17 protein-coding genes and 1 tRNA gene are annotated in these 26,234 nt (G+C 42.0%); 11 read left to right on the top strand and 7 right to left on the bottom strand.

Features of this window, described 5'->3' with window-relative positions:
• Positions 1-93: 93 nt before the first annotated feature.
• Complete coding sequence (locus tag G4D82_RS03400) at positions 94-780, bottom strand: response regulator transcription factor (protein WP_166334519.1); 687 nt, start codon at positions 778-780, stop codon at positions 94-96.
• Complete coding sequence (locus G4D82_RS03395; RefSeq protein WP_166334517.1) at positions 770-2,032, bottom strand: sensor histidine kinase; 1,263 nt, start codon at positions 2,030-2,032, stop codon at positions 770-772. Before G4D82_RS03395 ends, G4D82_RS03400 begins: the two co-directional genes overlap by 11 nt.
• A 331-nt stretch (positions 2,033-2,363) precedes the next feature.
• On the opposite strand from G4D82_RS03395, the gene G4D82_RS03390 reads away from it, so the two are divergent.
• The 3 genes from G4D82_RS03390 to G4D82_RS03380 all read left to right on the top strand — a co-directional run bounded on the left by G4D82_RS03390 (position 2,364) and on the right by G4D82_RS03380 (position 5,906).
• Complete coding sequence (locus G4D82_RS03390) at positions 2,364-2,765, top strand: DUF1573 domain-containing protein (protein ID WP_166334515.1); 402 nt, start codon at positions 2,364-2,366, stop codon at positions 2,763-2,765.
• Between the two features lie 183 nt (positions 2,766-2,948).
• Positions 2,949-5,051 carry an ATP-binding protein gene (locus tag G4D82_RS03385; RefSeq protein ID WP_166334513.1) on the top strand — a complete coding sequence of 701 codons (2,103 nt, stop codon included), beginning with the start codon at positions 2,949-2,951 and terminating at the stop codon, positions 5,049-5,051.
• 3 nt (positions 5,052-5,054) lie between these two features.
• Complete coding sequence (locus G4D82_RS03380) at positions 5,055-5,906, top strand: hypothetical protein (RefSeq protein WP_166334511.1); 852 nt, start codon at positions 5,055-5,057, stop codon at positions 5,904-5,906.
• Here the strand turns inward: G4D82_RS03380 and rimO are convergent, their stop codons facing one another.
• The 3 genes from rimO to G4D82_RS03365 all read right to left on the bottom strand — a co-directional run bounded on the left by rimO (position 5,907) and on the right by G4D82_RS03365 (position 10,049).
• Positions 5,907-7,220 (bottom strand): 30S ribosomal protein S12 methylthiotransferase RimO, encoded by a 1,314-nt coding sequence (gene rimO, locus G4D82_RS03375; RefSeq protein WP_166334508.1) that lies wholly within the window; start codon positions 7,218-7,220, stop codon positions 5,907-5,909.
• 284 nt (positions 7,221-7,504) lie between these two features.
• Positions 7,505-9,016, bottom strand: coding sequence for an OmpP1/FadL family transporter (locus tag G4D82_RS03370; protein WP_166334506.1), 1,512 nt, complete (start codon positions 9,014-9,016; stop codon positions 7,505-7,507).
• 61 nt (positions 9,017-9,077) lie between these two features.
• On the bottom strand, positions 9,078-10,049 hold the full coding sequence (locus tag G4D82_RS03365) for a hypothetical protein (RefSeq protein WP_166334504.1): 972 nt from the start codon (positions 10,047-10,049) through the stop codon (positions 9,078-9,080).
• A 100-nt stretch (positions 10,050-10,149) separates the two neighbouring features.
• Between G4D82_RS03365 and proS the strand changes: the two genes are divergently transcribed.
• The 3 genes from proS (at position 10,150) to rpsT (ending at position 12,058) form a co-directional block, all read left to right on the top strand.
• On the top strand, positions 10,150-11,628 hold the full coding sequence (gene proS, locus G4D82_RS03360; RefSeq protein WP_166334502.1) for a proline--tRNA ligase: 1,479 nt from the start codon (positions 10,150-10,152) through the stop codon (positions 11,626-11,628).
• 78 nt (positions 11,629-11,706) lie between these two features.
• Positions 11,707-11,778 (top strand) — tRNA-Glu (locus G4D82_RS03355).
• Positions 11,779-11,806: 28 nt separating this feature from the next.
• Positions 11,807-12,058, top strand: a complete 252-nt coding sequence (gene rpsT / locus G4D82_RS03350) for a 30S ribosomal protein S20 (RefSeq protein ID WP_166334500.1) — start codon at positions 11,807-11,809, stop codon at positions 12,056-12,058.
• A 52-nt stretch (positions 12,059-12,110) separates the two neighbouring features.
• Here the strand turns inward: rpsT and G4D82_RS03345 are convergent, their stop codons facing one another.
• Complete coding sequence (locus G4D82_RS03345) at positions 12,111-12,521, bottom strand: response regulator (RefSeq protein WP_166334498.1); 411 nt, start codon at positions 12,519-12,521, stop codon at positions 12,111-12,113.
• Between the two features lie 5 nt (positions 12,522-12,526).
• Positions 12,527-14,242, bottom strand: coding sequence for a PAS domain-containing sensor histidine kinase (locus G4D82_RS03340; RefSeq protein ID WP_166334496.1), 1,716 nt, complete (start codon positions 14,240-14,242; stop codon positions 12,527-12,529).
• A 165-nt stretch (positions 14,243-14,407) separates the two neighbouring features.
• On the opposite strand from G4D82_RS03340, the gene typA reads away from it, so the two are divergent.
• From typA to G4D82_RS03315, 5 genes are all read left to right on the top strand, one after another.
• Positions 14,408-16,204, top strand: coding sequence for a translational GTPase TypA (gene typA, locus G4D82_RS03335; protein WP_166334494.1), 1,797 nt, complete (start codon positions 14,408-14,410; stop codon positions 16,202-16,204).
• Between the two features lie 128 nt (positions 16,205-16,332).
• Positions 16,333-18,285, top strand: a complete 1,953-nt coding sequence (locus G4D82_RS03330; protein ID WP_166334492.1) for a tetratricopeptide repeat-containing sensor histidine kinase — start codon at positions 16,333-16,335, stop codon at positions 18,283-18,285.
• 5 nt (positions 18,286-18,290) lie between these two features.
• Entirely contained in the window at positions 18,291-19,040 is a 750-nt protein-coding gene (locus G4D82_RS03325) for a LytR/AlgR family response regulator transcription factor (RefSeq protein ID WP_166334490.1), read from the top strand.
• Positions 19,041-19,220: 180 nt separating this feature from the next.
• A complete protein-coding gene (locus G4D82_RS03320) occupies positions 19,221-22,115 on the top strand; it encodes a fibronectin type III domain-containing protein (protein ID WP_166334488.1) in 2,895 nt (964 codons plus the stop codon).
• Positions 22,116-22,420: 305 nt separating this feature from the next.
• On the top strand, positions 22,421-26,224 hold the full coding sequence (locus tag G4D82_RS03315) for a fibronectin type III domain-containing protein (RefSeq protein WP_166334485.1): 3,804 nt from the start codon (positions 22,421-22,423) through the stop codon (positions 26,222-26,224).
• Positions 26,225-26,234 lie beyond the last annotated feature (10 nt).

Below are 26,234 nucleotides of genomic sequence, written 5' to 3'. Positions count from 1 at the left end.
GGGTATTTCCAGTTGACCTAGCAAATATAAGCGATGAATTTGCTGGCTGCTACACCCCAATTAGAATTCGATAAGTTTGAATTAGAATTTGATTCAGTCGCATTTGAATCTAAAGCCGATGCCGTGTAAATTCTCAATTGAAATTCCGGTTTCTTTAGCCAAAATTTTCCGCAAGCGCGAAATAAAAACGTCTAAGCTTCTGCCCATGAAATAGTCGTCGTCGCCCCAAAGCGCTTTGAGTATTTGCTCACGTTTTAAAACTTCATTTTTGTGGTCGAGAAATAACTTGAGTAATTCCGATTCGCGTTGGGTCAAGCTGATTTTTTCCTCGTCATTGTAAACCAAAAAGTTCTTCGGGTCGAAAGCGTAACGTCCGACAGTATAATGCACCTTGGCGCGTTGTTGGCTTTTTTGCGAGCGTTTGAGGAAAATCTCAATCTTCAGTAGCAGTTCCTCAATGCTGAAAGGCTTTACCAGATAATCATCGGCGCCCAAACGCAAACCTTTAATTCGATCTTCTTTGAGTGTTTTTGCCGAAAGAAAAATAATCGGAATCTCAGCATCTGTCTTACGGATTTCGCTGGCCAAATCAAAGCCGTCCATTTTCGGCAGCATAATATCAAGAATACAGATATCGAACTTTTCAGCCGTGAACTGCTCTAGACAAAGCTTTCCGTCACTACAATGCACCACTTGATAACCGTGTTGCTCTAGATTGTCTTTGGTCAGGAATGCTAAGGTTTCGTCGTCTTCGACGTAGAGAATTTTATTAGTGGTCATGATGCTTTGGAATTAAAATCGAAACGGTGAGCCCGTCATTAGTATTATTTTTAGCCAAAATCTTCCAATGGTGCAAGGTGCAGATTTTTTTCACATAATATAAACCCAACCCAAAGCCGTTCACTTCATTGCTTTTCGTGCTCGGAATCCGATAGAACTTATCAAAAATAAAGGGCAATTTTTTCGCAGCAATGCCGATACCGTTGTCTGAAAAATCCATTCGAATTTGGTTTTCTAAAGTAGTAACAGAGAGCGTAATTTCGGGTTGCCGCTCGCAATATTTCACCGCGTTGTCTAGCAAATTATAGACGATATTGGTAAAATGAAACGCATCTGCGATGATCACTACCGGTTCGCTATCGGAAACTATTTTTACTTGGCTATTGGGATATTTCAGCAAGATATTTTCACGGACATCGTTTAAAACCGGCAGTACCGAAAGTGGCTTCAAATCGAGTACCAACGGCGAATTGTCTGACTTGGCGCTGTTCAAAATTGTTTCAATGTGCTGGTTGAGTTTGTTGCTTTGGCTGATGATGATGCCGGTGTATTTTTCTAGTTTTTCATCGGCTGCAATGGCGGGCTGTTGCTTCAAAAAGTTCGACGCAATCAAAATCGACGACAAGGGCGTTTTAAATTCATGCGTCATGTTGTTGATGAAATCACGTTGGAGTTCGGAGTACTTCTTCTGCTGCAAAATCGTGAAAATCGAATACACATATACCAATAAAATCACCACTAAAGCAAACGAAAGCACAAACCAAAATTTCAGCGAACTGAACAAAAAACTCGTCTCGTTCGGAAAGCGAATCGCAAAATAATACACCAGATTTTTGTGTTTCGGAAAATACACTGAGCGCTCTGCGTCTGGGTTTTGCGTCATTGAAACATAGTTGCCATAGACCATTTCGTCGCTCTGGCAGTTGTACATCGCATATTCATAGTCGGTCGAAACACCAATTTTCTCAAACTCCGATTTCAGGTAAAACTCCAGGATTTTCGGTTCAAAATCATTGTCTATATTGACAATATAATAGTCGTTCGAAATTTTCTGCACCGGATTTTCCGCCGGAAGCTCATGATTGGTGCCTTCGTAGAGTTTCTTGGCCACTTCCAGCAGCGCAATGTGCACTTTCTGGCTGAACTTTTTTTCCTCAAGCGTAAAAGCCTGCCGCGTCCAGAGCAACTGCGCGATCAGAATGCCCACGATGGCGAGTAAGCCGAGAACGATAATGCTGTTGAGTTTGTTCATTTTTTTTTTAGTGCCTGAGTTTCTTAGTGCCTTAGTGCCTGAGTTCCTTGGTTCTTGAGTTTCTTAGTAAGAAGCCGGGAACCTGCTGTACGCTATAGTCCTCGCAAGCTGCGGGCTGTCGCTTCCATCAGGGCTAGGGTTTTAGTGCTTAGAATAAAGTCAATTGCCCTAAGATGACTTACGCAATATTAATCAAAAATTCGCCGCCGTTTCACCGTTAACAACTCATTAACAAAGATTCAAAACTGCTTAACAGCTAACCTGAAATTGCCCTACTACTTTTGGCTTGTTCAATAACCCTAATAATAATCAACTTTAAAAATTCCATCTTATGAAAACAATGAAAATTGCCATTATGGCCAGCCTCTTCGGATTATTCTCTTTTACTGTTTTGCCAACGCAGCAAAATCATGAAATTTACACCAACACTTCATCCATCGCCTGGAAAAGCGAAACCATTGAACTCGGTCAAATTCCACAAAACAAGCCTAAAGAAGTCAGTTTTGAGTTCAAAAATACCGGCAACACTACTGTAGTCATTAAAGAAGTCAAAGCCTCTTGCGGATGTACCGCTACCAATTATACCAAAACGCCTGTGAAACCTGGAGAAACAGCTACAGTAATCGCCACTTATAACGCTGCTGCTAAAGGTGCATTTTCTAAAACAGTCACTGTTACTACTAGCGCTGAGGATGCTCCAAAAGTGTTGTCATTCAAAGGTACCGTAATTTAATTTGAGTTTAGTTTGAATGAGAAGCTCCGGATTTTGTTCCGGAGTTTTTTTTTGTCGTTTTGAAAATAAAGGAATAAATAAGAACTGCTTTCAAACAGCTGTTAAAAACTTTTGGTTTATTAATTTTATTTTTCTGCCAATGGCATTCTTATTATTTTATCTTAGAGCGGTAAATAATCCTCAATGGAAGTCAAAAAAACGTACCCGAAAATATTGCTCCTGATTTTTTCCTCGAGTATATTCTTCATGCTGCTGTTTTTCTTTTTATACTACTATACCAAACAAGTTGAGCTGCAGGTGCGAAGTAGTACCAAAATACAGTTCAACAACGAGGTCAACAAACTTCTGGATTTAGACCATAAACCCATTCAAGTTGCTATTAATAATGACACCAACTGGGATGAGTTCGTCAATTTCATCCAAACCAAAGACACGACTTGGTACAACGAAACCATTGGCAATGAACTCAGCATCTACAACGCCGATTACTTAGGCGCTTATGACTTGAATCATCAATTTATTATCAGAACTGCTTCTAAGAAAATCAAGTCTAAAGACATCATTCCTCCCAAAGCAATGCAAGCCCTAAACCGTTTGGGTTGGAGCCGATTTTATATGAAAATCCCTGAGGGTTTGATTGAAGTCACCGGCGCGAGCATTCACCCGTCGAACGATCCGTTGAAGAACAAAACCAAGCCGTCTGGTTATTTCTTTGTTGCCCGACTTTTAGATCAAGCTTTACTCACCGAACTCGAAAAAATAACCGATTCCCAAATCGCATTTATTGGTCCGGAACATACCGATATTGAAACCGATCACGTTATTTCCACAACAGTTGCTTTACGCGATGGCGATTCTAATGCAGTAGGCAAGTTGCTTTTCAAAAGAAAGTTTGAAGTGTATTTTGAGAACATGCTTTCGATATTGTATTTGATCTTTTTTGCTTTTTTTGTTAACCTGATTGTCAATTTATTTTATACCCGAAAATTGGTGTATATGCCGCTGGAACTCATTACCCGCGCACTAGAAACCGGTAATAAAAAAGCCATCAAACAACTCAAGGAAACCACCGGTGAGTTCAGCAACATTGGGATTTTATTTGAAGAAAACAGCAACCAAAAAATCGAGTTGGTCAAGGCCAAACTCAAAGCAGAAGAAGGCGAACGGCTCAAATCGTCATTCTTGGCCAACCTTTCCCACGAGATTCGCACACCAATGAACGCCATTAATGGTTTCACCGATTTAATTCTCAATACCCAACTCAGCAAAGAGGAACAAATGGAATACCTCAAAGTCGTAGATAAAAGCGGGAAAAATCTGGTTTCAATCATCGACGACTTGATCGAAATGTCGAAAATTGATTCGAACCAAATCGCTCCGAATTATACGCCGCTGAATCTTGAGGGTTGTATTGGTGAGTTGTACGAAACCATCCGGATTACTATTCCAAAATCTAAGAAAATCGATTTTCAGATTCTCCAGAACAACCAACCTGCCGATTACAACATTATTACCGACGAGGTCAAACTCAAGCAAGTGATTGTCAATTTGGTAACCAATGCGATTAAGTTTACCAATGACGGTTTGGTGGCTTTCGGATACCAACTTGATGAGAAAAAAGAACAAATCATCTTCAGAGTGAAAGACACAGGCCCAGGCATCGAGAAGAAAAGCCAGCAATACATTTTCGACCGTTTTAAAAGGGTTGAGAACGATGCCACAATCAAAGCCGGCGGTTTGGGTTTGGGCTTGGCCATTTCAAAAGCGTATGTCGAAATGCTCGGCGGCACCATTAGCTTAAGTTCTAAATTGGGCAAAGGCTCAACGTTTACTTTTACGATTCCGCTACAATACGACCATGGTCATACCATCACTGTCCAACCAGTGAAAAGTGCTGCGGCCATTCCGCATGGCGATGGTATAACAGTATTAATTGCTGAAGATGACAATATCAATTTCTTGTTGTTCCAGAAAATGATTCAGGTGAAGAATTTCACTATCATTCGTGCGGTGAATGGTTTGGAAGCAGTTGAATTCAGCCTCAACAACCCAAACATCGACATTGTGCTGATGGATATCAAAATGCCGGTCATGAACGGTTTTGAAGCCCTAGAGAAAATCAAAGCTATTCGTCCGGAGTTGGTCGTGATTGCGCAAACTGCCTACGCCTCAGTAGAAGATGAAGAAAGAATTCTCAAAGCCGGTTTCTACGGTTATCTGACCAAACCCATCAACCGCGAGAAGTTGTTCGACACCATTGATGAGGTTTTAAAAAACAAACACTAAAGGATGAAAAAGTTATTTTCCTGTTTCCTTTTGATTTGGATGGTCAGTCTAATGCAGGCACAGGTGAATGACACAATTGCATCCGTTGACACGATTCAGCCGCGAAAAAGCAGGCTCGAACTCAATCTTGATTTGGCTAGCCGATATCTTTGGCGCGGGCAATGTTGGGGCGGCGATTATGCCGTGGTGCAGCCTACGATTAATTACGAATTGTCCGATAAAATCACTTTGGGTTTTTGGGCCACGACCAATTTCAAGAATGACTATTTTTATCCTGATGGCACTGACGGCAAAGGTTATCAAGAAATCGATTTTAGCATCAGCTACGATATCAATTCGTATCTAACTCTAGAACTTTGGGATTATTATTGGCCTTCGGTAGAAAGAGTCGAAGGCGTCGACAATGGTTATTTCAACTACGGAAAAGACGGAACCAAAACCGTTGATGCCAATTTAATTCTGGATTTCACCGATCACAAACTGCCGCTTTGCCTCACTCTAAGTACGTTGGTTGCCGGGAATGATTTCCGCTATGACCGCAACGGAGAAAACCCCAAACAGAATTTTACCACCTATTTTGAAGCATTGTATACGTTTGAAGAACTAATCGCTAAAATCACTTTCGAAACTACTGCCGGCGCAGTTTTGAACAATCAGGCAGAATATTATTCATACGGCGATTATAATCAACCTTCGCTGGTGAATCTGAGCGTGAAAGCCATTCGCGAGATTCAGTTTACCGAGCGGTTTACGATGCCATTATCACTGAACTACATCCACAATGCCGCTACCAAAAACACCGAATTTTTCGGAAAGAATTTTTTAGTGGCCGGAATTACTTTTAATTACAAGTAGTTAAGCCGGCTCTCCGTATAAGTCGAACTCGGTGGCTTCGGTAATTCTGATTTGTGCGAAATCGCCGGTTTTGAGGTAAAATTTCGAGGCGTCAATCAAAACTTCATTGTCTACATCGGGGCTATCGAATTCTGTTCGGCCAATAAAATGCGCGCCTTCCTTGCGATCAATGATACATTTGAAAACCTGACCTACTTTTTCTTGGTTCAAATCCCAGGAAATTTGCGATTGCAGTTCCATGATTTCTTCGGCGCGCGCTTGTTTTACCTCGTCGGGAACGTCATCTTCTAGTAAATAAGCATGGGTATTTTCTTCGTGCGAATAAGCAAAACAACCCAAACGGTCGAACTTCATTTCCTGCACAAAATCGCGCAGTTTTTCAAAGTCTTCTTGTGTCTCGCCCGGATAGCCTACAATTAAAGTGGTGCGAATGGCCATGCCCGGAACAGCCGCGCGGAAATCCTTGAGTAACTGAGTCGTTTTGGCTTGTGTGGTACCGCGTCGCATTGATTTTAAAATCGGGTCAGCAATATGTTGCAGCGGAATATCAATATAATTACAAATCTTAGGTTCGCGTTTCATCAAATCCAAAACATCCATCGGAAAACCCGTCGGGAACGCATAATGCAAACGAATCCATTCGATGCCTTCGACTTTCACTAAGTTCTCGAGCAATTCGGCCAAGTTGCGTTTTTTGTACAAATCCAAACCGTAATAAGTTAGGTCTTGGGCAATCAAAATCAGTTCTTTCACGCCGTCGCGGGCCAAACCTTCTGCTTCTTTGACCAGCTTTTCAATCGGTTGCGAAACGTGTTTGCCTCGCATCAGCGGAATCGCACAGAAACTGCAAGGTCGGTCGCAACCTTCAGCAATTTTGAGGTAAGCGTAATTTTTAGGTGTGGTTGTCAAACGTTCGCCGAGCAACTCGTGTTTGTAATCGGCGCCCAAAGCTTTCAATAGCAACGGCAATTCGGTGGTTCCGAAATATTGGTCGACATTTGGGATTTCTTTTTCTAAATCAGGTCGGTAGCGCTCAGACAAGCAACCGGTTACAAAAACTTTATCGACCAAACCGCGTTCTTTTTTGTCGGCATATTCCAAAATCATGTTTACCGATTCGGCTTTGGCATTGTCAATAAAACCACAAGTATTGATCACGATGATGTTGCCTTCTTGGTCTGCGGGTGCTTCGTGCTGCACGTCTTTTCCGTTGGCGCGCAACTGGCCCATCAGCACTTCACTGTCGTACACGTTTTTGGAACAACCCAAAGTAATTACATTGATTTTATTTTTCTTTAACGACTTGGTTCTCATGAATTTGCTGCTTTAAGTTTTCCCATTTCCATTCTGGCGGGCTGCAAAATTACTTCTTTTTATTCCTTAAAGCGCAATGGAAAGTTATTTTTTTAGAAGCTCATCCGGTTATCCGCTGTATCTTTCGCGGCAAAAGAATTTATCTTAAAACCAGCACTAACGATGCCGCAAAAGGATGCCGCTGCTACCCGGGCTAGGGCAGTAGTATGGAACTGAAAATCCATAAAAAAACCACTAATTACCGGTGTTCAGTTATTTGTGGTCTTTAATGTTTTGTATATCAGTTATAAATCAAAAACCAGAGTCAAAACAAAATTACTTTGGGTTGTATTGATTTTTGGAGCGGCTGTGAAACCTTGGTTAAATAAAGCTTCTTGGGATTTTCTTTGCGAATAAGCGTAAGCCAAATCCAATCGTGTGTTCGGAAAATTATAACCAAAACCGGTAGAAAATCCAGATAAGTCGCCCATAATTTTACTGTCTTTGTAAGGGCTTTGCTCATAACGGTAGCCGCCACGCAGGCTCCATTCTTTGATGCGGTATTCGCCACCGAGTCTGAATTCGCTAGCAACTTGCAACTGATTGTCAATGCCGGAATTCAATGGCCCAAAAAAAGAATCATTGGGTTTGTATTTCGCGTTGCTATAATCATTAATACTATAATCTATGCTCAACAAACCTTTCTTGCCAAAAACATAAGCCAAGCTTCCAGTAAATTTGCTGGGTGTTTGTAATTTATAGGTTGGGTAAACCAGAATGATGTTGGAATCAGACACAGTTTCATACTCGTTGCCGGTAAAGCCGTATCTGGAACTGGCCAAGATTTGCGATTTTTCATCCACCAAACGATACCAAGTTGGCGATTCGTAAGACAGCCCTGCCCGAAGCGAATTATTGATTTTGGCAATGGCTCCGAGCTGAAACGAAAAACCATTTCCGTACGTACGTTGGTAATTACTGAACAATAACTCACTAACTTTCTTTGGATCTTGTGCATTGTCATTAAACTCATAGAAAAGGGTTTGTTTCTTATAATCCACAAAGTGTGAGTTCAGGTTAAAACCAAAGTAAAAGCGGTCTTTATATTGTGATCCGAAGTTGAAAGCTACTTTACCGCTGTTGCCACGAGTGTCGATATAATTTTCCTGATAAAAATCTCCGGCTGGCACATTCAACAAGTAAGTATTATAATTCGGATTGTTCTCATCTACAGTGATTACGTGGGTTTGATTGCCCAGAAAAGCTTGTTGGGTTCGGGTATCTAAATCTTCAAAATAAGAATTTTCAAGCTGACTTAAAGGAATGTTTGAGCCATACAATTCAGGATTGGCATAACTCAAAAAATAACTGGCTACCGACTGGTTTGGATTGGTTCCAAAGGTAGTCACCGAATTGTCATAATTAGAGTTGTTCTCGTAGTCAATCGCAAGTACAAATTTTTTCCAGTCACTTTTTTCATCGGTGTTATGAAAAACCAATATACCGCCGGCTTGGCTAATATCGAAAGCAGCATTCGAGGTACTTATTTTCGAACCAAAATATTCTGATTTGTTTTTAATACTATTGCTGTTCAAGGAAATACTCACTTGATTGTTGGCAAATACAGCACTTCCCGCCGGGTTGACTTGAATAGCCGAAAAATCTCCACCTAAAGCACCAAAAGCACCACTCATGGCATTGAATCTGGCGGTGCCTGTTAGGTTTTCTTTGGAGAATAGTAAAGCATCCGCAACACTTTGGGCTTGAGCGCTAAGAATACTGCATATTGTAATAAAAAGGGCAAGGGATTTTTTCATCGCAAATTTTCATAAAAAAAACTGCGTCTTGAGGGTACAAAACGCAGGTGGTTTATTATTTTTATCTTCTTCCGCCAGCCGATCTTCCTGAACCGCTGTTATAGCTAGGAGAACTATACGATCTTGTGGGTGCAGAATTGTAATTGTTATAGCTTCTGGTAGCATTAGGTGTTCTAGTTGTATTGGAGTTAGAACGCGTGGTGTTGCCGCTATTGTATGACGGATTGTTGTATTGCGAATTTGGATTTCTACCTATGTTTCCGTTGTTGTATGAATTATTTTGTGGGCTGGTATTTCTGATGATTGTCCTAGTTGGGCCGCTGTAATTACGAATCGTATTGTTGTTATTGGTTGGTGTTGAATTCGTTCTCACACCTGAATTATAAGTCCGAGTTCCCGCAGCGTAAGTACTATTGCCTCGGGTGCCATAGGAGCTAGTGGCATAAGATCGACCAGGAGAAGCATAAGTTCGGATGCCATGAGAATAAGGTTGATAATTACAATACGGATAATAATTGTATGGATTCCAGGCATATCCCCATCCCCATCCAGAATAAGGAAAATACCAAGGGTCGAAATTCCAGCCGTAGTACGGGCCATACCAAGAGTTCCAACCCCAACCTAAGTTCCATCCCCAGTAATTGTTCCATCCCCAATTCCAATTATTGCCATAAACGTTGATATTTACGTTGTCTGCGCTGTTACTCCAATCAGAATAACTAGATGTGTAACCTTGAGCGGTATTGGTACTTTCATTAGAATTGTTAGAGGAGTAGCTTTCCACATCACTAAAGATTTCGTCTTTTTGTGGCTGGTCTTGAAGGGAATTGAAGTAGTCTTTGTATTGGTTGCTTGCTGGGGAATTCGGAGTGTCAGATGAATATCTGCTTTGTGGTTCGGAGTATCCGTAAATACCGTCGCGGTCGTAATAAGAAGTGTTTTGATAAGTACCGCATGAGGAAAGGAGCAGCGAGAATATTCCCAAAATGAAGAAGGGAAAAATATTCGAGATTGGGTAAGATTTAGTTTTCATAGCACCAGTTTTTTTATTGTCAGGCTACACAAAAATAGTTAGTTTTGCCAAACATTTTAGTTTAAAAAAAGTTAAACAATTTTTATGCCATCATACTGCTATGAGCAAGAACCTTACTACACGATCTGATGATTATTCAAAATGGTACAACGAACTGGTTGTCAAGGCTGATTTAGCTGAAAACTCTGGTGTTAGAGGCTGCATGGTAATCAAGCCCTACGGTTATGCTATCTGGGAAAAAATGCAAGCAGAACTCGACCGAATGTTCAAAGAAACTGGACACAGCAATGCCTATTTTCCTTTGTTTGTCCCGAAAAGTATGTTCGAAGCAGAAGAAAAAAATGCGGAAGGTTTTGCTAAAGAGTGCGCTATCGTAACCCACTATCGTTTAAAGAATGATCCGGATAAAGATGGAAAACTCATGGTTGATCCAAATGCCAAGCTTGAAGAAGAACTTATTGTGCGTCCGACCAGCGAGGCGATTATCTGGTCAACTTACAAAAATTGGGTGCAATCTTATCGTGATTTACCATTGCTAATTAACCAATGGGCAAATGTGGTGCGCTGGGAAATGAGAACGCGTTTGTTTTTGAGAACCGCAGAATTTTTATGGCAGGAAGGCCATACGGCTCATGCAACAAAAGCGGAAGCGATTGAAGAGTCAGAAAAAATGATGAACGTTTATGCCGATTTTGTTGAGAATTTCATGGCAATTCCGGTCATCAAAGGATTGAAAACAGAATCAGAACGATTTGCCGGAGCTGAAGAAACGTATTGCATTGAAGCTCTAATGCAAGACGGGAAAGCATTGCAAGCCGGAACTTCTCACTTTTTAGGGCAAAATTTTGCCAAAGCATTTGATGTGAAATTTGCTAATGTTGAAGGAAAACTCGAACATGTTTGGGGAACTTCTTGGGGCGTTTCCACTCGTTTGATGGGTGCGCTTGTGATGACGCATTCAGATGATCAAGGACTGGTGTTGCCACCAAATTTAGCGCCGATACAGGTTGTGATTGTTCCAATTTATAAATCGGACGAGCAATTAACTGAAATCACTACAGCAGTGAACGAACTTACCGCACAGCTTCGCAAGTTGAGGATTTCAGTGAAATACGATGACAGAACGACCCAAAAACCAGGTTTCAAATTTGCCGAATGGGAACTCAAAGGTGTTCCAGTGCGAGTTGCTGTGGGTCCGAAAGATATAGAAAACGGAACTTTCGAAGTTGCCCGTCGTGATACGCTAACAAAAGAAGTGGTTTCTAAAGACAATATTGTGAATCATATTGGTGATTTGCTTGAACGCATGCAAGTCGATTTGTTTAACAAAGCAATGCAATACCGCGAATCGCATATTACAGAAGTCAATTCGTTTGAGGAATTTAAAAGTGTACTCGAAACCAAAGGCGGATTCATTTCAGCACATTGGGATGGTACAGCAGCAACTGAAGAAAAAATCAAGGATTTGACCAAAGCCACCATTCGTTGCGTGCCACTAGATCAGAAAAAAGAAGAAGGAGTTTGTGTTTTTTCGGGCGCAAAATCCTCAGGCAGAGTGCTGTTTGCAAAGGCCTATTAAAAAAAAATAAATTTTTTCACTTCAACTATTGCGCGAATAGAAAATAGTTGTATTTTTGCATCCGCATTACAGAAGTATGGCCCGTTCGTCTATCGGTTAGGACGCCAGGTTTTCATCCTGGTAAGAGGGGTTCGATTCCCCTACGGGCTACAAAATTTAAATTAAGGAGAACAATAAAATGGCAAATCACAAGTCAGCTTTAAAGAGAATCAGAAGTAACGAGAAGAGAAGAGTGCTGAACCGTTATCAACACAAAACCACACGTAATGCGATCAAAGCTTTGCGTATGGCTACCGATAAATCAGATGCTGCTGCTAAATTGTCAGGTGTTATCTCAATGATTGATAAATTGGCTAAGAAGAACGTAATTCACGATAACAAAGCCTCTAACTTGAAATCGAAATTAACAAAGCACGTTGCAAAAATGTAATTATACTTTATTGTTATAAATAACGCTCCACATTTGCTGGGGCGTTTTTTTTTTACCACAACTTTTTGAGTTCGTCAAGCATTTCTTTGTTGATTGGTTTGGATACAAAATCCAGCACCATAGGGTAGGTCTTTGCTTTATTGATGTCTTCAGGATCAATCGTAGAAGATAACACAATCACTTTGCAATCTTTAAAAGATTCGCGGTAATCGTCTTTGGCGAAACTGTCTAGAAATTCCCAACCGCCCATAACCGGCATATTTAAATCGAGGAAAATCAATTGTGGATAATTCTGGATTTCGTTGCCTAAATTGTTCAATTTTAAGTCGTCGAAATAATTCAATGCTTCTTCTCCGTTCTGTGCGGTAATAAGTTCCTTTGCGAATTCTGCTTTTTTAATGACCATTTTGCAGAGCATGAGTGTGATCGGGTCGTCGTCAACGCATAAAATTAAATCGAGCATTCTTGCTATTTTTTAAAAGTTATTGTGAATGTTGTGCCTTTGTCTACCTCGCTTTCCACAGCAATAGAGCCGCCCATAGATTCTACCTGCGATTTCACTAGATAAAGCCCTAAACCTTTACTATCGGAATAATTATGGAATCTTTGGTAGAGCCCAAAAATTTTATCTCCATTTCGTTCTAGGTCGATACCGATTCCGTTGTCTCTAAAAATCAGTACGATGTGGTTATCGACTTCTTTTGACGAAACATAAATTCGAAGTGTTCTTTTGGGCGATCGGTATTTAATAGCGTTGGTAAACAGATTCAGCAAAATGCTTTCCAGATAGGCTTTATTGATATTGAGAATGGTGACTTTCTCCAGTTCAATTTTTAAGATCGGTTTGTGCAGGCTAATGAGGTAACTCAATTGATTAAACACGTTCTCAAAAACATCTTTAATTAAAACTTCTTCTTTATTAATCGACGGATTATCCTTAATAATAATCACTTTCACCAAATCATTGATGGTTTCGTTGAGCAAGTTGGTCGAGGTAGAGAAGCCGTTCAAAATTTCTTTCAGTTCCTCGTTTTCGATTGGGATTTCTTGCATCAGATTCAAAAGTCCGGTCAGGTTTGAAAGGGGCGCGCGCAGGTTGTGTGAAGTGATGTAGGAGAATTGTTTTAAATCTTTGTTGTTTTGCGTCAACTCGCGGATGAGTTGCTCTTTTTCCTTTTCTTGTTTTTTCTCTTCGGTAATGTCGCGCTGAATTGAAATCCAGTGGGAATGTTCGCCTTCTTGGTTGGTGATCGGAATCATCGAGAAATTCACCCAGTATTCTTCCCCATCTTTGGTGTGATTGAGCGTTTCAAACTTAAATTCTTCACGGCCTTTGAGTGCTTTTGAAAGTTTGGCAATATCGTTTTTTATGGATTTTCTGCCCATGAAAACCGTAGGCGTTTTGCCAATGACCTCGGCGGCTTTATAGCCTGTCATTTCAGTGAACGCTGGGTTAACAAATACAATTTTCGGTATGGTCTTATTCTGCTTCTCAGATTCAGTAATGATGACCGCGTCTTTGGTTTGCGTAATCACCGTTTCGAGCAATTTGAGTCGTTGTTCTTCTTCCTTTTGTTTGGTGACGTCTTGAATGGCTCCGATCATTCGAATCGCATTACCGTGTTCATCTTTGACCAAGAATCCTCTATCAAAGACATATTTATAAGTACCGTCGGCGCATTGAAAACGATATTCGTCTTGCCATTTTTCGGTTTTTTGCTCAATGAACGAATACAGTTTAATCGACATTTTAATACTATCTTCAGGATGAATACGGTCAAACCACCATTTTGACGTATTGCCTACATCTTCTTTCTTGTAACCGAAAACGCCCTGAATTCCTTTGTTCCAAGTGAAGTTGTCTTCTTGTATTTTCCAATCCCAAATGGTGTCGCTGGTGGCTTTAGCTACAATGTCATAGCGTTCGTTGGATTCTTTGATTTCTTCGTTAGTGGTTTGCAGTTTCTCGAAAATACGGCTGTTTCGGATGTCGTTCCGCGTTAAAACTACTTTGAAAATAATTCCGGAAATGATGATGAAAAGAAAGTCCTTAATTAGACTATAATTCTGAAAAGTTGCGTTCGAGTTGTCTTGAAGGCTGCTTAGTCCGTAATATCCGCCAACTGCCAGCAGTATGGAAAAAAGCATATACAGCAGGGTAATCTTGTTGGCTTTGTTTTTCATTACTTCAAATATAAATAATTTATTCTTTGTTTATAAAAAGTAAAATGAAAGTTCGCGATAGTTTTGAACAAATAAAAGCCATCTCCGTTAACAAAAAGTAAAGCCCGAAATAAAGATTTTTTATCCCGAAATAAAGTGTACCTTTGCGCCCATTAAAAATCACAGATGGAATCTATCAGAAACATTGCAATCATTGCCCACGTTGACCACGGAAAAACAACCTTAGTTGACAAGATTATGTACCATTGCCAACTGTTCCGCGAGAACGAAAATACCGGCGATTTAATTCTGGATAACAACGATCTTGAACGCGAAAGAGGTATTACAATTACTTCAAAGAACGTTTCAGTATCATACAAAGGAACCAAAATCAACATCATTGATACTCCCGGACACGCCGATTTTGGTGGAGAAGTAGAACGTGTATTGAACATGGCCGATGGTGTTTGTTTGCTTGTAGATGCTTTCGAAGGCCCGATGCCGCAAACGCGTTTCGTGTTGCAAAAAGCGATTGATTTAGGTTTGAAGCCGTGTGTGGTCATCAACAAAGTAGACAAGGAAAATTGTACACCTGAAGAAGTGCACGAGAAAGTATTCGATCTGATGTTCGAGCTCGGTGCCGAAGAATGGCAACTCGATTTCCCGACCGTTTATGGTTCTGCCAAAAACAACTGGATGTCAGAAGACTGGAAAAACCAAACTACCAGTATCGAACCTTTGCTCGATATGGTTATCAATAATGTTCCTGCGCCAAAAGTATCTGAAGGAACGCCACAAATGCTTATTACTTCGCTCGACTTTTCATCTTTCACCGGCCGTATTGCTATTGGTCGTTTAGAAAGAGGCGTTTTGAAAGAAGGGATGCCGATTTCACTAGTAAAAAGAGACGGGAAAGTAATCAAATCTCGAATTAAAGAACTCCACACTTTTGAAGGTTTAGGCCGTAAAAAAGTGCAGGAAGTCGTAGCCGGAGATATTTGTGCGATTGTGGGTGTAGAAGGATTTGAGATTGGCGACACCATTGCCGATTTTGAAAATCCAGAAGCCTTGCAAACCATTGCCATCGATGAGCCTACGATGAGTATGCTTTTCACTATTAACGATTCGCCGTTTTTTGGTAAAGAAGGAAAATTCGTGACCTCGCGTCACATCAAAGATCGTTTGGCTAAAGAACTTGAAAAGAACTTGGCTTTACGTGTGGCGGATACTGATTCTGCCGATAAATTCATGGTCTTCGGACGCGGTGTTTTGCACTTGTCCGTTTTGATTGAAACCATGCGCCGTGAAGGTTATGAATTGCAAATTGGGCAACCACAAGTCATCATCAAAGAGATTGACGGTGTAAAATGTGAGCCGATAGAGGAACTCACCATCGATTTGCCGGAACATCTTTCAGGTCGCGCCGTAGAATTCGTTTCGGTTAGAAAAGGCGAAATGCTTTCCATGGAAGGCAAAGGCGAGCGGATGATTGTTAAATTCAACATTCCATCTCGCGGGATTATCGGGCTTAGAAACCAATTGCTCACTGCTACGGCAGGAGAAGCCATCATGGCCCACCGTTTTATAGGTTACGAACCATTCAAAGGAGAAATCGCTGGCCGTATCAACGGTTCTTTGATTTCAATGGAAAACGGAAAAGCAATTCCTTATTCGATCAATAAATTGCAAGACCGAGGCACTTTCTTTGTCGATCCGAACGAAGATGTATATGAAGGACAAGTCGTGGGCGAGAATTCCCGCGGAGACGATATGGTCATCAACATTACCAAAACCAAGCAGCTTACGAATTTCCGTTCAGCGGGTGCCGATGACAAAACGCGCATCACACCGGCCATTAAGTTCTCGCTCGAAGAAGCACTCGAATACATCCAAAAAGATGAATATGTCGAAGTTACGCCCAAATCGCTCCGTTTGCGTAAAATCTACCTAAACGAGAATGACCGCAAGCGATACAAGCTATAAGACAATATAAAGTAAAGAAGCCATCATCAAAAGTGATGGTTTTTTTATTTTTAACAAGACGGTAATGCCTTAACCACTATTTTTGTAATGATTCGTATCAATTGCCTACTAACCTGAAAATTTTTCAGATGCCTGCCAAGAACTTTGCTTCTCGGATTTTCCTGATGTTCCTCTTCTTGACGAGCGCACCCTTGCTGGCGCAGTACAACACCGATTCCCTGAAAGCCAATATTAATAATCCTAAACTGCACGATACTACTAAGCTGGCCAATATTGCGCTGCTGATCGACAACTTATTCGAAAACAAAGCGGCCAATGTTTATACCGATCTCATGGGGAAAATTGCCCGACGGAACCTGGCCAGCAAAAACCTGAGCACCGAACTCCGTAAGAAGTACACCATGTATTTGGCGGCTTATTATAATAATGTGAGCATCCAGTTAGAAAACAACCAAAACCCTAAAGCGCTCGATTACCTGAACAAGTCGGTCGAATTATACCGCTCTGTTGGTGCCGATGACGAGCTATATACTTCCTTGGTCAGTAAAGGCCTTTTATTATCGCGACGCAAACGCTACAAAGAAGCCATTGAGTGTTATTTCAAAGCATTGAAGTTTTTCGAGAAAGACAAGGAGGCAAACGCCGACGGAATTTCCTATGTTTATACCAATCTTGGCGTATTATATGGCGATCAAGACCAGAACCTTACCTCAATCAAGTACCTAAAAAAAGCGGTTGAAAATATTGATAGAAAGAAGGAAGCGCCGACGGTCGAAGATGGGCTACAGAAATCCTTAATTTATTATAACATCGGGACGAAATATTTTATCCTGAAAAATTTCACTCTGGCAGATAAGTACTTGCATCTTTCTTTGGAATTGTCTGAAAAATACAACCAGAATTCTTTCCGGAGCTTTGCCATAGGTAGGCTTGGAACGATTGATTTGCATTTCAAGCGGTATGAAGCTGCCGAGAAAAAACTGATTTTTGCCAAAGAATTATCTGAAAGTAATGATGCCAAAGCCTTTGCGTTAATCAATCTCGGAGATGTGTATTTACATAAAAAAGAATATGCAAAAGCTGAAAAATGCCTCGAACAAGGCTTGGCGATAAGCAAGAATTTACACAATGTCGATCTGAACGGACATGCTTATTATTCGCTGTACCAAGTTTGTAAAGAAAATGGGAATTACCGAAAAGGCATCGAAATGCTCGAAGCTTACAACACAATTCAGGATTCGACCAAAGTAGAAGAGACCAAGAATGAGCTCAAACGACAACAGCTTCAATACAGTTTTGAGAAAAAGGCACTTAACCTTGAACTCGAAACCCAGCGCAAAAATGCCGCAAAAAACAACTTACTCTTGCTGTTAACCTCGGCGGTAATTCTGTTGTTTATCGGCGCCTATTTTTTCTATCGCAATGCCAAACAGAAGCAGGCCATTAGTGCTTTTGAGAAGAATTCACTACGACAAAAACTGTTGCTCTCGCAGATGAATCCGCATTTTATCTTCAATTCCATAGACAATATCCAAAGTTTGATTTACAACAAACAAGACAAAGAAGCAGTCGATTATTTAGCGAAATTCTCTAAACTCACGCGACAAATTCTCGAGAATTCCAATGAGAATTACATCACTTTGGATGAAGAATTGATGATGATCGACAACTACTTATCTATCCAAAGATTGCTGTACGGCAACAAGTTCAATTTTGTGGTGAACCTGGCCGATGCGATTGATACCGAACTAATTCTGGTGCCGCCGATGCTGACCCAACCTTTTATTGAAAACGCTATCAAACACGGATTGGCGGGCCGCGACAACGGACTCATTGCCATAGATTTCAATTTTGAAAACCAAAAACTGCTCTTCACGATTAGCGATAATGGAGTAGGGTTTGGCGAATCGAATCATTCTGACGGGAAAAAATCTTTAGCGATGAAAATCACCAAGGAAAGACTCAGAAGCCTCACCGGAAAATCTGATTTTGAAATCCGGCTGCAAAACCTTTTTGATGACCATTCGCAAATTGTAGGTGCCCAAGTATCTTTTGAAATTCCCTATATTTACGAAAATTAATTGCCATGCTCAGAGCGGTTATTATCGACGATATAGAAACGATTCGGACCAAGAATATTGAACTGATCAAAGCCCATTGCCCCAATGTTGCTATTATTGGTCAAGCCTGCGATGTAAAAAGTGGTATTCAACTGATTGAAGAAATCCTTCCCGATTTGGTTTTTCTGGACGTGGAAATGCCCGACGGTACCGGTTTCGATTTGCTGCAAAAACTGCATCCATTTGCATTTAAAGTGATTTTCATAACGGGCTACGAAGATTTTGCCATCCGAGCGTTTCGTTTCAGCGCGATTGACTATTTGCTCAAGCCACTCGATGCACACGATTTGGTCGATGCGGTCAAGAAAGCCGAAGCCTCGATTCACAAAGAATACCTCGAGCTCAAACTCAATACGTTATTTTCAAACCTTGCCGAACCCAAAGAGCAGCAAAAATTGGTGCTCAAAACCGCCGACAAGATTTATTCGGTGAATGTGCAAGACATCGTGAACTGCGAATCCGATAAGAACTATACAACTTTCAATTTCATAAATGCGCCGAAGTTGGTCGTTTCCACTACGCTCAAAGAATACGAAACGCTGCTCAAACCATTCAATTTTTTCCGCGCCCACCAATCGCACTTAATCAATATGCGCTACTTCGATCACTTCATCAAATCCGATGGAGGTAACACGATTGTAATGAAAAACCAACAACACATTCCGTTGGCTACCCGCAAGAAGGAAGAATTCCTCACCCTGATCAGCAAGTTTTAAATTTAGATCACCGCACTTACGAATTTTCACCCAACCCAAGCTAATTTTCACAGAGATAGTTCGGCTGTTCATTTGCTCATTTTTGTCCTACGCGCACGCGTACTTTTGATTTTACAATGTTCCGAAAATCCTTTTGCGGACGTTTAAACTGTTTTCAAAAAGAATTTAAAAATGAGTATTATGATAACAAACTACTTTTCATTGATGGGTTTTAGGAAAAAGGCCAGCCTACTATCGCTAGCTTTCTTGCTGACTTCAACGGCTTTTTATGCACAATGCGACCCGCCTACGCCTATAATACGCACATCGCTAACCACAGACGGTGTAGGTTTTTCATGGACGCCACCCGCCACCGGAGCCACTTCGTATGATTATTATGTTACTAATGATTTGATTAATTATCCGCCAATCGGCTCCGAGAGTAATTCTACCCAAACCGGAGCTACTTCCGCGATGGTGACCGGTTTGAATCCTTCTATTACTTATAAAATTTATGTGCGTTCCAGATGCGGTTTGTCGAAAAGTAGCTGGGCAACGGCTGGAACATTTACACCTTTGGCTCCTAATTCAGGTTGCGCCAATGCGCCTTATGGTTTATATCCGACCACGACTTTCACGCCTTCTTGTACTGGAAACGCTGAAACAATTAATACCAATGCATTTGCTGGCGAATACTGTAATATCAACGTGGTGGCGAACAGACGTTATACCTTTTCCAGCTCGGTGGCTTCAGATTATATTACACTAGGAAATGCCAACCTGACTGCGATTGTCGCTCACGGAGCGGTACCTTTTGTATGGGACTCAGGGAGTTATTCGGGTGTTATTCGTTATTATTTGAATACCAACAGCACTTGTGGTACGCAGGAGTTTGAAAGAACCAGATCGGTAACTTGCGGTGTAGTGCCTTCTGATTGTGAAGCGCCGACAACGATCTACACTAATTCAATTACGAGCACAGGAGCCATTATCCATTGGGCTTTTAGCAGCAGCAGCATATATCACCCGACCAATTATTATATCAGTACCAGCAGTGCTACACCAACCATCAATACCACACCTAGCGGAGGTGTTACCAGTGGTTCCTATCAGAGTGCCATTACAGGCTTGACACCCAATACAACTTATTATTATTGGATGCGATCCAGTTGTAATCCGAACCTGAGCGAATGGGTTTCCGGCGGCAGCTTCACCACTCAAGCCACTGTGGTTAGTGGATGTGTCACGGCGATTTACGGACAAAATCCGTCGACGACTTTTACTCCGGCCTGTTCGGGAAGCCCAGAAGTCATTTCAACCAATATGTGGGCTGGAGAATACAGTACGATTAACATTTTGCCGAATAAAACCTATACTTTCACTAGTTCTGTCGCCACTGATTTTTTTACAGTTCGAGATAATATTACTTCAGTGGCCTATGCCAGCGGAACCTCGCCACTGGTTTGGTCTTCGGGTGGCAATACCACCGAGCTCAAAGTTTTTATTCACACGAATTCCAGTTGCGCAAGCCAAAATGTCAACAGAACATTTAGAATTACTTGCCAGAATGCTGTGGCCGGTTGTGCAGCACCAGCCTCGTTGACTTTGGGTTCAATAACCAGTACAACGGCTAATGTCAGTTGGGTGGCTGCCAACCCAGCACCATCTGGCGGGTATCAATATTATTATAGTACAACCAATACCGCACCAACAGCCAGCACAACACCATCGGGTTCCACCACAGCGGTAAGCCTTAATTTGACTGCTCTAAACCCCAACACAACTTACTATTTTTGGGTGCGTTCGAACTGTGGCACGACTCAAGGCAATTGGGTTTTCGGAAACAACTTCACTACAGTAGGGGCCAATGCAGGTTGCACCAATGCTTTATATGGCTTGTATCCGACAGAAACTTTTACACCTACTTGTTTTGGCAACGATGAAGTTATGGTTACCGATGCTTTTGCCGGAGAATACAGCAACGTGAACATCAACGCCAACACGCAATACACTTTCAAAAGTTCTGTGACCAGTGATTATATCACCATCACCAATGCCGATGCAACAGTTACCTATACTGCTGGCACCACACCTTTGGTTTGGACCTCAGGTAGCAATAGCGGCGTGATTCGTTATTATTTTCATACCAATGTTGCCTGCGGATCACAAAACAGTAACCGTACTCGATACATTGCTTGTCAAGCAGCAACAGCCTGTAATACACCTTCCGGATTTTCTGCCTCAGGAATTTCTACTTCCGGAGCTACCTTGAACTGGACTGCTGCCAGCCCGACGCCGTCAAACGGTTATCAGTATTATTACAGTACCAGCAATACAGCGCCTACTGCTTCCACACAGCCTACCGGAAACGTTACCACTAATTCCGTTACGTTAACCGGATTGAATGCCAGCACGATTTACTACTATTGGGTACGCTCTAATTGCGGAACCAGCCAAAGCAATTGGGCTTCCGGCGGATTTTTCTCCACCGCTTCGATTGTATTTACCGGCTGTACCGACGCGATTTGGCCCCAGTTCCCGAGTACGCCTTACACACCTTCTTGTACTGGTGCCAGCGAAACCATTGTCACCAACGCTTATTGCGGCGAATTTTCCGTTATCAATATTTTGCCGAACAAGCAATACACTTTCTCTAGCTCTGTAGCTACTGATTTTATTACCATTTCCGACGAAAACGGCACTGTGGTTCGCATTAGTGGCACTTCGCCGGTAGTATGGCTTTCTGGTTCTAATACTGGCGCTATTCGTTATTACTTCCACACCGATTCTTCATGCGGCAACAATGCAGAAGAACGTTCCAAATTTATTTCGTGCACCAACGCTTTGGCCAATGCGAATTTCGATAACAGCAGCCTGAGACTGTTTCCAAACCCTACCAAAGATTGGCTTCACATCAGTAACGATACGGCCATCGACAGCGTTATCTTAATTAATACGCTCGGGCAAACGGTCCAACAACAAAGCATTCGAAGCAAGGAAGGCAAAATCGATATGAGTGCACTATCGCCGGGTACTTATTTTGCAAGAGTAATTTCAGGGGAAACCTCAAAAACGCTCAAGGTCATCAAAGAGTAGTAGTCATTTTTCATAATTAAAAAGCCATCAATTTTCCGTTGATGGTTTTTTTTTGTGAAGCTGATCCGGCTGTACGCTATTATCTTTTGCGCTGAACCCCAGCACAAAAGGATAGCCGCTGCCATCCGGGCTAGAGCCGAAGTATATGTTGTAATTTTCCAAATGCAATAAAGTCTAAAGCCCGAAAGCAAATACTTTCTCAAAAGCATCACTTATCAGATGAATCAAGTCAGTTAATGCATTTTGGGCCGCAAAAAAAAAAGATATTTTTATCTTTGCGCTTGGTCAAATATTTAATCATTTCTATGGATCAGAAGTACTTTTTTAGTTTGAAAATCAAGCACAGTTTATTCACTTTTTGTTGTTTGATATTATTCGCGATACCAATGAGTTTGCGCGCGCAATGCAATCGCCCGACCAACATTCAAAAAACTTCTTTAACTCCCGACAGCGTTTCGTTTTCTTGGGAAGCCCCGACAACGGGCACCTCGGCACCTAATTTCGACTATTATGTCACTAACGATTTGATCAATTTTCCACCTATTGGTGCCGAAACCAATTATCAGTCTACGAGTTTAACTTCGGCCACTTGGACTGGTTTGACCGCCAATTTTACCTACAAGATTTTTGTGCGCAGCCGCTGCATTGACAATACAACAAGTACCTGGCAATCCGGCGGAACATTCACAACTTTAGCTACCAATTCGGGTTGTGCCAACGGGTCATACGGTCTAAACCCGGCAACCACTTTTGTGCCTTCATGTACTGGTAGTGCCGAAGTAATCAATACCGATGCTTGGGCAGGTGAATATGCCGACATTCAGGTAGTTCCCAACCGACAATATATTTTTGACAGTTCTCGTAATACTGATTATGTCACGCTCACCAATCAAGGCGTTGATGGCGTGATGAGCCACGGATCTGTTCCTCATGTATGGAATTCGGGAACATTTGATGGGGTTGTTCGATATTTCTTAAATAGCAACAGCAATTGTGGTACGCAAGAAGTACAAAGAACACGCTCAGTTACGTGCCAAGTAGTGCCATCAACTTGTGTTCCGCCGATTAGCCCGATTGTATATTCTATTTCAACAACCGGTGCTGTTTTGAGCTGGTCGTTTAGCGGTTCGTTTACTGCTACTGAATATTATGTCAGCACCAACAGCACAACACCAACCGTCAATACAACGCCCAGCGGTATTGAGCCAACCGAAAACTATAAAGCAATTACAGGGCTTAATGCCAATACAACCTATTATTTTTGGTTGCGCTCTTCTTGCGGAACCGATCTTTCTAATTGGATTTCCGGAGGCAGTTTTACCACCGCTTCTTCCGACCCAACCGGTTGTGTTACCAGTATTTATGGGCAAAATCCACCCGCTACATTCACACCGGCTTGTTCCGGAGTAGCTGAGATTATCGCTTCCAATTCATGGGCGGGCGAATTCAGCAAAGTCAATATTATTCCGAATAAAACCTACACTTTTACCAGTTCGACCACCACAGATTATATCACCATTAAAGACGATACCACTTTGTATACTTATGCTAGCGGCCCAACGCCTTTGGTTTGGTCCTCGGGTGCCAACACAACTACGGTTCGTTTTATGCTGCATACCAATTCAACTTGTGGTTTTCAAAATACCAGCAGAACAACTACTATTACTTGTACCAATGCGGTTCCGAGTTGTACAACACCTTCAGGTTTAGTGATTTCATCCGTTACAGCGAATAATGTCACTACTACATGGAACCACGCCAGCCCAGTACCGGCCAATGGTTATCAATACTATATCGCTACGAATCAAAACACGCCCAATGCCTCGACAACACCAACCGGAACTACTATTACCAACAGTGTTACCGCAGGCAGTTTAACAGCAAATAGCACCTATTATTTTTGGGTGAGGTCAAATTGCGCCAACGGTGTGAGCCAGTGGGTTTTCGGTACCGCTTTTACTACTCTAGGCAATTCCAGCGGATGTACCACAGCCATTTACGGACAATATCCGACGACTATTTATACACCTACTTGTCTGAGCAGTGGAGTAGAAGAGCTGATTGTATCTGATGCTTATGCCGGAGAATTCAATTGGGTTGCTGTTAATTCAAACAGACAATATACCTTCAGAAGTTCGGTGAGCAGCGATTATATTACTATTACCAACCAAGACGGTTCGGTGTTCTATATTGCCGGAAATTCACCTTTAGTTTGGAATACAGGCACCAATACCGGAAATGTTCGTTATTACATTCACGCTAATTCAGCATGTGGCTCCGAAAATGTGAATCGCTCTCGATATATTACTTGTCAACCTATTGTTCCGTCATGTGGCGCTCCAGTGGCAGTTACCGTTAGTGGCGCAACACAAAATACAGCTACTGTCAGTTGGACGGCTCCGGTTCCGGGACCGGCTTTAGGGTATCAGATTTATTTGAGTCCATCGGCTACAGCACCTACGCAAGCAACAACTCCAACGAGTTCATCAACGACCACTAGTTTCTCATTTTCTGGGCTTTTGTCACAAACGACTTATTATGTTTGGGTACGCTCGAATTGCGGTAGCATACAAAGCAATTGGGTTTCCGGCGGAAGTTTTACTACTTTATCTGCTCCGTGTAACGCGCCAACCAATTTGAACAGTGGTAGTATTACCAGTAACTCGGCTACTATTTCTTGGTCTGCGGCAGCCCCAACGCCAACCCAATACAATATTTATTTCAGTACCTCAAGCACTGCGCCCAATGCTGCGACAACACCGAGCGGCAGCGTTACAGCGCTCACAGCCAGCTTAATCAATTTGACCGCTGGAACCACTTATTATTTTTGGGTTCGTTCTGATTGCGGTACCAGTCAAAGCAGTTGGGCTTCTGGTGCAAGTTTCACCACACCATCTCAAGGAGATTGTACCACGGCTATTTACGGATTATACCCAACAGCAGCTTTTACACCGGCTTGCTCGGGAACAGGAGAAGTTATCGTGACTGATGCTTATGCCGGTGAATACACTTTGATTAACATCCAAACCAATAAGCAATATACTTTTACCAGTTCGGTAGCTACAGATTACATTACAATTACCAATGCCGACGCAACCGTTGTGTATAACAGTGGTACGACGCCGCTTGCATGGCAGTCTGGGCCAAACACCGGAACAATTCGTTATTATATTCATAGCAATTCAGCTTGTGGTTCACAAAACACGAACCGAACCCGATCAATCACTTGTACTTCAGTTTGTGCGGCACCGACTTCGGTTACTGTAAGTGGTATAACGACTACCCAAGCTACAATACAATGGACCAGCGCCACCACACCGCAAGCCTATCAGCATTACATCAGCACGAGCAGCACAGCTCCGACCAATTTAACGGCTGCCAGCGGAAGTTCTACCAGTACCACACGCGTGCTCACCGGTTTGACTCCGGGAACCATTTACTACATTTGGGGCCGTTGCTTTTGTGGCCCTGATGCCAGTGCTTGGGTTTCGGGCGGAAGTTTTACTACTTTGGCTTTGGCCGGATGTACCACAGCGATCCACGGACTATTTCCAGCAACTACTTATACGCCAACTTGCACAGGAACCAACGAACAAATCACCAATACCGCTTGGGCAGGTGAATATTCAAACGTAAACATTAGCACCAACAAAGAATATACATTCACGAGTTCGGTATCCACAGATTATATTACCATTACCAATGCCAATGCATCGACCGTTTATGCTTTCGGAACTTCGCCTTTGGTTTGGCAATCAGGCAGTAATTCAGGCGTGGTTCGTTATTTCATCCACACCGATTCAAATTGCACGGATTTAGATGTCAACCGCGGCAGGTTTATAAAATGTACCAATGTGTTAAGTAATGCACAAAACCAAATGGAGCATTTGGCACTGTATCCAAACCCAACTTCCGGTGTTTTATATGTGTCTAACGATGAGCCGATAGAGCAACTTTACATATACAACATGCTGGGTCAATTGGTGCAACAGCAAACATTACATGCTAAAAACGCCGCCATTTCAATGGCCCATCTTTCAGCCGGAACTTATTTTGTCAAAGTAATCGCTGGCACACAAACACAAACGCAAAAAGTTATCAAACAATAGTAAAAGTGCA

The organism is Flavobacterium lotistagni (assembly GCF_011392125.1).
Taxonomy (GTDB): domain Bacteria; phylum Bacteroidota; class Bacteroidia; order Flavobacteriales; family Flavobacteriaceae; genus Flavobacterium; species Flavobacterium lotistagni.
The sequence above is the reverse complement of the archived record's forward strand: the minus strand, read 5'-3'. Positions and strand labels throughout refer to the sequence as shown.

What these genes read in the sequence shown, in the direction of transcription:
- rpsT (WP_166334500.1), top strand. Translation starts at nt 11,807, where the DNA reads ATGGCAAATCACAAGTCAGCTTTAAAGAGAATCAGAAGTAACGAGAAG.
- G4D82_RS03385 (WP_166334513.1), top strand. Translation starts at nt 2,949, where the DNA reads ATGGAAGTCAAAAAAACGTACCCGAAAATATTGCTCCTGATTTTTTCC.
- G4D82_RS03370 (WP_166334506.1), bottom strand. Translation starts at nt 9,016, where the DNA reads ATGAAAAAATCCCTTGCCCTTTTTATTACAATATGCAGTATTCTTAGC.
- typA (WP_166334494.1), top strand. Translation starts at nt 14,408, where the DNA reads ATGGAATCTATCAGAAACATTGCAATCATTGCCCACGTTGACCACGGA.
- G4D82_RS03345 (WP_166334498.1), bottom strand. Translation starts at nt 12,521, where the DNA reads ATGCTCGATTTAATTTTATGCGTTGACGACGACCCGATCACACTCATG.
- G4D82_RS03390 (WP_166334515.1), top strand. Translation starts at nt 2,364, where the DNA reads ATGAAAACAATGAAAATTGCCATTATGGCCAGCCTCTTCGGATTATTC.
- G4D82_RS03340 (WP_166334496.1), bottom strand. Translation starts at nt 14,242, where the DNA reads ATGAAAAACAAAGCCAACAAGATTACCCTGCTGTATATGCTTTTTTCC.
- G4D82_RS03330 (WP_166334492.1), top strand. Translation starts at nt 16,333, where the DNA reads ATGCCTGCCAAGAACTTTGCTTCTCGGATTTTCCTGATGTTCCTCTTC.
- G4D82_RS03320 (WP_166334488.1), top strand. Translation starts at nt 19,221, where the DNA reads ATGATAACAAACTACTTTTCATTGATGGGTTTTAGGAAAAAGGCCAGC.
- G4D82_RS03325 (WP_166334490.1), top strand. Translation starts at nt 18,291, where the DNA reads ATGCTCAGAGCGGTTATTATCGACGATATAGAAACGATTCGGACCAAG.
- G4D82_RS03400 (WP_166334519.1), bottom strand. Translation starts at nt 780, where the DNA reads ATGACCACTAATAAAATTCTCTACGTCGAAGACGACGAAACCTTAGCA.
- G4D82_RS03315 (WP_166334485.1), top strand. Translation starts at nt 22,421, where the DNA reads ATGGATCAGAAGTACTTTTTTAGTTTGAAAATCAAGCACAGTTTATTC.
- rimO (WP_166334508.1), bottom strand. Translation starts at nt 7,220, where the DNA reads ATGAGAACCAAGTCGTTAAAGAAAAATAAAATCAATGTAATTACTTTG.
- G4D82_RS03380 (WP_166334511.1), top strand. Translation starts at nt 5,055, where the DNA reads ATGAAAAAGTTATTTTCCTGTTTCCTTTTGATTTGGATGGTCAGTCTA.
- G4D82_RS03365 (WP_166334504.1), bottom strand. Translation starts at nt 10,049, where the DNA reads ATGAAAACTAAATCTTACCCAATCTCGAATATTTTTCCCTTCTTCATT.
- G4D82_RS03395 (WP_166334517.1), bottom strand. Translation starts at nt 2,032, where the DNA reads ATGAACAAACTCAACAGCATTATCGTTCTCGGCTTACTCGCCATCGTG.
- proS (WP_166334502.1), top strand. Translation starts at nt 10,150, where the DNA reads ATGAGCAAGAACCTTACTACACGATCTGATGATTATTCAAAATGGTAC.